Origin of the sequence: Bradyrhizobium sp. GCM10028915, from assembly GCF_042666195.1 — a bacterium.
GTDB lineage: Bacteria > Pseudomonadota > Alphaproteobacteria > Rhizobiales > Xanthobacteraceae > Bradyrhizobium > Bradyrhizobium canariense_D.
Genome location: NZ_JBHTFN010000059.1, coordinates 1 through 5,132, shown reverse-complemented (window position 1 = coordinate 5,132; position 5,132 = coordinate 1). Strand labels below are relative to the sequence as shown.

The following is a 5,132-nucleotide window of genomic DNA, read 5'->3' as shown; positions in this document are numbered from 1 at the left end:
TGCAGCACGTCGTCTGCATAGTCCAGCGAGCCGTCGGCCAGAATGTCGGACTCGATGCCTTTCAGGATCCGGAAATCCTTGCCGAAGCGCTTGTTCAACCGGTCGGCGTCCCGGTGCTGCTGGGCGATCTCTTGCTCCGAGAGACCGCCTGCGTAGTGCGCGGACTTGGAGTGGTCGGCGACCCCGAAATACTCGAAGCCGCGCTGGCGCGTGGCCTTGGCCATCGTCTCCAAGGTCTCCGTGCCGTCGGAGGCATCGGTGTGGCAATGAAGGATTCCGCGCAGGTCCTTGTCAGTGACGAGCTTCGGCAACTTGCCCTTCAGCGCCAGCTCGACCTCGCCGCGGCCCTCACGGAGTTCAGGATCGATGAACGGCAGGCCGAGGGCACTATAGATTTGGGCCTCGTCGCCGGCGATCAGGGTGCGACCCTTGTGCAACCCGTCGCTTTCCAGCCGCATTCCTTTCTCCGCGGCCAAAGCCTGGAGCCTCTCGATGTGAGCGGCTGAGCCGGTGCCGAAAAGAAGGGCGGCGCCGAAGTGATTGCGGTCGGACAAGCGGATTTGCAGTCCGTCCGCCGCCGAAGCATTCGTCGCCTTCTGGATCTTGACAGCCTCCGCGACGATCGTGAGGTCGCCGACGAGTTCGCAGCCGCGGCGGAAGTCGCCTGCGATCGTCACGCGTTTAAGCTCCGGCCGGGCCTTGCGGAGCGAATCCTTGGCGTGCGCGAGCAGGACGGCGGCACGGTGCAGATGGAGGCGGCCTTCTCCGCTTTTCGCGATGGAAAGGTTCTGCAGAATCTTCGTCTGCAGCGCGGCGCCGAGGCCTTTGGCCTTCTTGATGCGGTCGTCCTTGGCGGCGGCCTCCAACTCGGCGAGCGAGGTGATGCCGAGATCCTTGTAGAGCCGCAGCACCTTCTCGGGGCGGAGGCCGGGAACGGCGAGCATCTCGAGCGCGCCCTCGGGTATCTCCTTCCGGAGCTTCTCAAGGCTCGGATGGGTGCCCGTCTTGTGCAGCTTGGTGATGATGTCAGCAATGGCATCGCCGACGCCGGGGATTTCGGTCAGTCGGTCTTCGGCGATGAACACGTCCAGAGGGACGGCAAGGGCCGCCAAGCTGTCTGCGGCCCGCGTGTAGGCTTTGGCCCTGTAGGGGTTGCCGCCACGCAACGCTGTCCGCTGTGCGTATTCTCGCAGGAGACTGGCGATCGTGCGAACATCGACGGAGGCCACTCAACGAGCCTCCCGTTCCGCGCCGGGCCTCACCGGCGCAAAGGCTCCCTTAGTGGGTGAGCCGTCATCGCGCCGGGGATCGAGAGATGCCTCAAGTTTTTGCGCTGCCCGGAAGTCCTCAAGGTGCTCCGTGTTCGGGCTATAAGCGGCCTCCTTCTTGAGGAGATTATAAATTCGCCCCGCAATCAGCTGCAGATGCTTCATCCTGCCCCGCGGCATCGACCGCGCTTTGCAAAGAGCCCGCACGGCGTCGGCGCGGAAGTAATCAAATGCGTCAGACATGATCTCGGTAAACGCAGGCCACGGCCGATGGTTCGGTCGGTCGGGACTGGAGGCCGGTTCGGCTGGTCCATTAGGAACCTAGTGCGTGGGCGCGATGCCAAACGTTCGCGGAGAGATCGCATAGCCTCTCGCTGTTTGAAGATGAAGCAGAGACGGGTGCGTCGCTCACGGTCTGAGGGCTTATGGCAACTGCGAGGAGCTTGGGGAACCTCCGGAATCCTTGGGGCGTTGCACCGCCAAGATTCGCAGAAGGAGGTGCGCGATGGCAGCCGCGAAGAAGAAGACCGCGCGAGGACGCAAGCAGGACCGGGCGCGCGTCGCAGGCGGGCAGAAGTACGAGGTCGGCTATGAGGCGAAGAAGACCGGCCGCTCCGCCGCCTCGGTCAAGAAGGCCGCGAAGAAAGTCGGCAACTCGCGCAAGAAGGTCGAGAAGCGCCTCGGCCGCTGACGGCCTGCGGCGCTCAGACCCTGCACGAGAAGCGGGTGAAGGCGGTCAGCGTCTGCAGACGCGGCTCGACGTCGCGTAGGTAGATCTCGGACCTCAGGAACGTGATCTCGTCGTCGAGCGCCGTTTCGCAGACGTCGATGTGCCAGGACTTGGGACGACCATCGCTGCCGTCGTTCCATCGGTACCCGCGTTTTTTCAGCGAATCCTTGAGCTCGAACGGCGACTGCTCGGCCCAGACGCGCACGGTTGGCTTGCGGGCTGTCTCCAGCAGGAGCGCGAGCGCCGGCGCTCCGGTCATTGCAAGCGTGAAGTCCAAGATCTCCAGCAGAGCGTGGCAATCGTCCACCGCCCGGTGGGCCTGGTGGAAAAATCCGGCGCCGTTTAGAAGATACGCGAGTTGCGCACCTACGAAACCGTGCTTTCGCCAATCGACCTCGGTCGCGCTGCAACCCCAGGCCATGCCTTCGAACACCGGCCAGTACCGCTCGGCGAATTTGCGATCGAAGCCCGCGTTATGCGCGATCGAGATCACCGCGCCGTCGACGAAGGCGTTCACCGCGGCCTCTTCGATCTTGTGGCCAGCCACCATGTCGTCGGTGATGCCGGTGAGCGCCGTCACCTCGGGCGGGATGGGCGCGGACGGCTCGTTGAAGGCGGAGAATGTGTCGCGGAGGCTGACGATCCGACCATCAGCCGAGTAGTCGAATTTGACCATCCCGAGCTCGATGATTTCGTCCCTGGCGTGATCGAGGCCGGTGGTCTCAGTGTCCAGCAGGATGCCAGTCCTTGCCCCCTGTCCGACAGTCGCCTTGCACGGCTCTCGAGGGACCAGGCGCCGCAACACCCGGTAGTCCGCCGACTGGCTCAACGCCTCCGCCATGGCGGCCAGGCTGATGGTGTCTTGAAACATCGGCTCTCAAGAAGTGTCCCGGGTGCGATCAGACCGATTTTGCACAATCCCGGCCCACACGGTACCGGGAAGACAGGGGATTCACGGCGTTTTCGGGCCTAGCGACTTCAATTCGGCCGCGTTGAGGCCGTCACGTCTCCAGCGCATGTGGCGTTGGGGGGCGGCCGGCTCTTTCCGTACTGTGAGGGCGATATAGTCAAGAATTAGCTGGGCGTCAGGCCTCGCCAAGTCCGGAGAGGATCGGCGCCGGCGATGTCGTGCGCGGCAGCGGAATTGGGCGCTCGACCGAGTGCGCGGGGCGCGAGCCTCCTTTGGCGTCGTACCGTTTGGCTAGATCCAGCAGGCGCAGCCTGGTGAACGGGTCGGCCTTCTCGGCGATGGTCCGGACCCGTTGGGCGAGACCCTGATAGAATTCCTGCTCCATGACGCACCCCGCAACATCACTGCCGTGAGTTGAATGGCCTGCGACCGCGGAGTCAAGAAGCCCCGCCTGCCCGGACAACTTTCCGCGACTTGCTTGAGTCCCTTGTGTCGGCGGACCTACACTAGCGATTGCAGGGGGAAAATCAGATGGCGCTGCTCAAGGCGTGCCCGGAGTGCGGCAGGCCGATGACGGCTCTTCCGGACGAAGCTCGGAAGGGGCGGCTACGCTACGTCTGCGCCAAGTGCGATGGCGATCCCCTGCGCGACCCGACCGCACGCAAATGGGTGGACAGCCCGCTCCGCCCACCAGAAAAGTAAAGCGCGCCCGCGCTGGCACTTGCGCGCTGGGCTTCGCCTTGGGAAGGAGCGTGGCCAGACCCGGTTGACTTGGTGGGCCTCGGCCAACCGAAGGCCTGCGTGGCTCCGCCTCAGCCCCCCAAAAGCCCCCCAAGGCGGGGCTACGCTTGTTAGACCGCCCCCTCGCCTGAATCATCCGTGGCGCCGCTACCTTTATTGCCCTTCCATGAGGAACGTGCGTGTCGGGCACACGTTCGCGGTGATCGATTGCCCGTTCCGGCGAAATTTGATCCCAAGGAGGGATGTCTCATGAAATGGATTGTGAGCTTGGCCGCGCTTGCGCTGGCTGCAACGGCTCCCGCGGCTCTCGCCCAGACGAAGCCAGACGTATCGGCGGCACCGAGCGCCCAGAATTCCGGCGCGGGCATATCAGGACAGCCCGGAAACAAGAACGGCCCGGCGGTCAAGCCCGGCGACACTGTCGGCTCCAGCTCGACGATGAACCAGCAAAATCCGACGGTGCAGCAGCAGGACACCTCGAATATCAAGGGCCTGCCTGGAAACAAGAATGGTCCGCCCGCCAAGCGACCGGACCAGAAGTGATCGCACGGCGGCGCTCCAGAACGCGTAGGCGGCATCTGCGGGCCTAAAACTTCTGGCCCGCGACGCCCGTTCGGCCGCAGATCTACTCGGCCCCCTAACCGGGGTCGGGCTGCGAACGTTCACATCGCTCGCCCCGCCGGATCTTCCTTGACGCCCCGGGCGACGATCCGGAGCGCCCCGTCCGGAAGCGGCCGCTGCAGCTTCAGGGCCTTGTCTGCAGGCGCGGTCATCCAGGTCTCGACCTCGTCGGGCGTGGTCAGGATCACGGGCATCGCCTTCGGGTGGATGGCGCCGACCTCGGCGTTCGGCTCCGTCGTCAGGAAAGCGTAGAGGTCGTTGGTGGTCTCGCCTTCCTTGACCTTCCGGACGGACGTCCAGTTGGTCCATATGCCGGCAAAGCAGGCGAGGGGCCGGCTTTCATCGAGGGCGAACCAGATGTCACCGCCTTCGGCCTTGTTGAACTCGCTGAACGAGTTGAACGGCACCACGCAACGGTTCTCGACCCCGAGCCATCGGGTCCAGTGCTTGCTCTTCACATTACGGATGTTGGTCGTGCCGCCGTCCGGCTCCATCCCGAGCAATTCCTTGAAATCGACCGTCTTGTCCTTCGCTTGCAGCTTCTCGGCGCGCTTCTTGGTGGCGTCCATGAGAGCCTTTGACGACGACGGCATGCCCCACCGTGCGGTGGCGAGCTCGCGGCCCTCGGCGCCGGTCCGGATGATCGGCGCCTTGTAGTCCGGAAACACGCCTGGCATCGGCGCCAGGTTGCCGACGTAGCGGTTGACCACCCGGAACAGCTCGCCGATGGCGGCCTGGTTGGTCGTGATCGAGTAGAGATTGCAGATGTGGACGGCCCCCCACTTGTCAGGATTGTAGCAGACTTTTGGCCAGATCGCTTGCTATCAGATGTCCGGCCTGTTTGCGCGGACAAAGCCCGCTG

Annotated in this window: 6 protein-coding genes; 2 read left to right on the top strand and 4 right to left on the bottom strand. The window is 64.2% G+C overall.

Annotated elements, in window-relative coordinates:
• A partial coding sequence (locus tag ACFQX9_RS29550; RefSeq protein WP_377791266.1) for a helix-hairpin-helix domain-containing protein occupies positions 1-1,229 on the bottom strand: 1,229 nt, incomplete at its 3' end.
• A gap of 544 nt (positions 1,230-1,773) precedes the next feature.
• Here ACFQX9_RS29550 and ACFQX9_RS29545 point away from each other — a divergent pair.
• The gene (locus ACFQX9_RS29545; protein WP_204512610.1) at positions 1,774-1,959 is read left to right on the top strand and encodes a DUF3606 domain-containing protein; all 186 of its coding nucleotides are present in this window, start codon (positions 1,774-1,776) and stop codon (positions 1,957-1,959) included.
• Between the two features lie 13 nt (positions 1,960-1,972).
• Here ACFQX9_RS29545 and ACFQX9_RS29540 read toward each other — a convergent pair whose 3' ends face one another.
• Together ACFQX9_RS29540 and ACFQX9_RS29535 are read right to left on the bottom strand one after the other, a co-directional pair.
• Entirely contained in the window at positions 1,973-2,869 is an 897-nt protein-coding gene (locus ACFQX9_RS29540) for a 3'-5' exonuclease (protein WP_204512609.1), read from the bottom strand.
• Between the two features lie 214 nt (positions 2,870-3,083).
• Positions 3,084-3,293: a hypothetical protein gene (locus ACFQX9_RS29535; RefSeq protein WP_204512608.1), complete on the bottom strand. Its 210-nt coding sequence runs from the start codon at positions 3,291-3,293 to the stop codon at positions 3,084-3,086.
• A 605-nt stretch (positions 3,294-3,898) separates the two neighbouring features.
• Between ACFQX9_RS29535 and ACFQX9_RS29530 the strand changes: the two genes are divergently transcribed.
• Entirely contained in the window at positions 3,899-4,192 is a 294-nt protein-coding gene (locus ACFQX9_RS29530; protein ID WP_204512607.1) for a hypothetical protein, read from the top strand.
• Between the two features lie 119 nt (positions 4,193-4,311).
• On the opposite strand, the gene ACFQX9_RS29525 is transcribed toward ACFQX9_RS29530, so the two are convergent.
• A complete protein-coding gene (locus ACFQX9_RS29525; RefSeq protein WP_204514016.1) occupies positions 4,312-5,037 on the bottom strand; it encodes an SOS response-associated peptidase in 726 nt (241 codons plus the stop codon).
• Between the last annotated feature and the right edge of the window lie 95 nt (positions 5,038-5,132).

What these genes read in the sequence shown, in the direction of transcription:
- ACFQX9_RS29545 (WP_204512610.1), top strand. Translation starts at nt 1,774, where the DNA reads ATGGCAGCCGCGAAGAAGAAGACCGCGCGAGGACGCAAGCAGGACCGG.
- ACFQX9_RS29540 (WP_204512609.1), bottom strand. Translation starts at nt 2,869, where the DNA reads ATGTTTCAAGACACCATCAGCCTGGCCGCCATGGCGGAGGCGTTGAGC.
- ACFQX9_RS29535 (WP_204512608.1), bottom strand. Translation starts at nt 3,293, where the DNA reads ATGGAGCAGGAATTCTATCAGGGTCTCGCCCAACGGGTCCGGACCATC.
- ACFQX9_RS29530 (WP_204512607.1), top strand. Translation starts at nt 3,899, where the DNA reads ATGAAATGGATTGTGAGCTTGGCCGCGCTTGCGCTGGCTGCAACGGCT.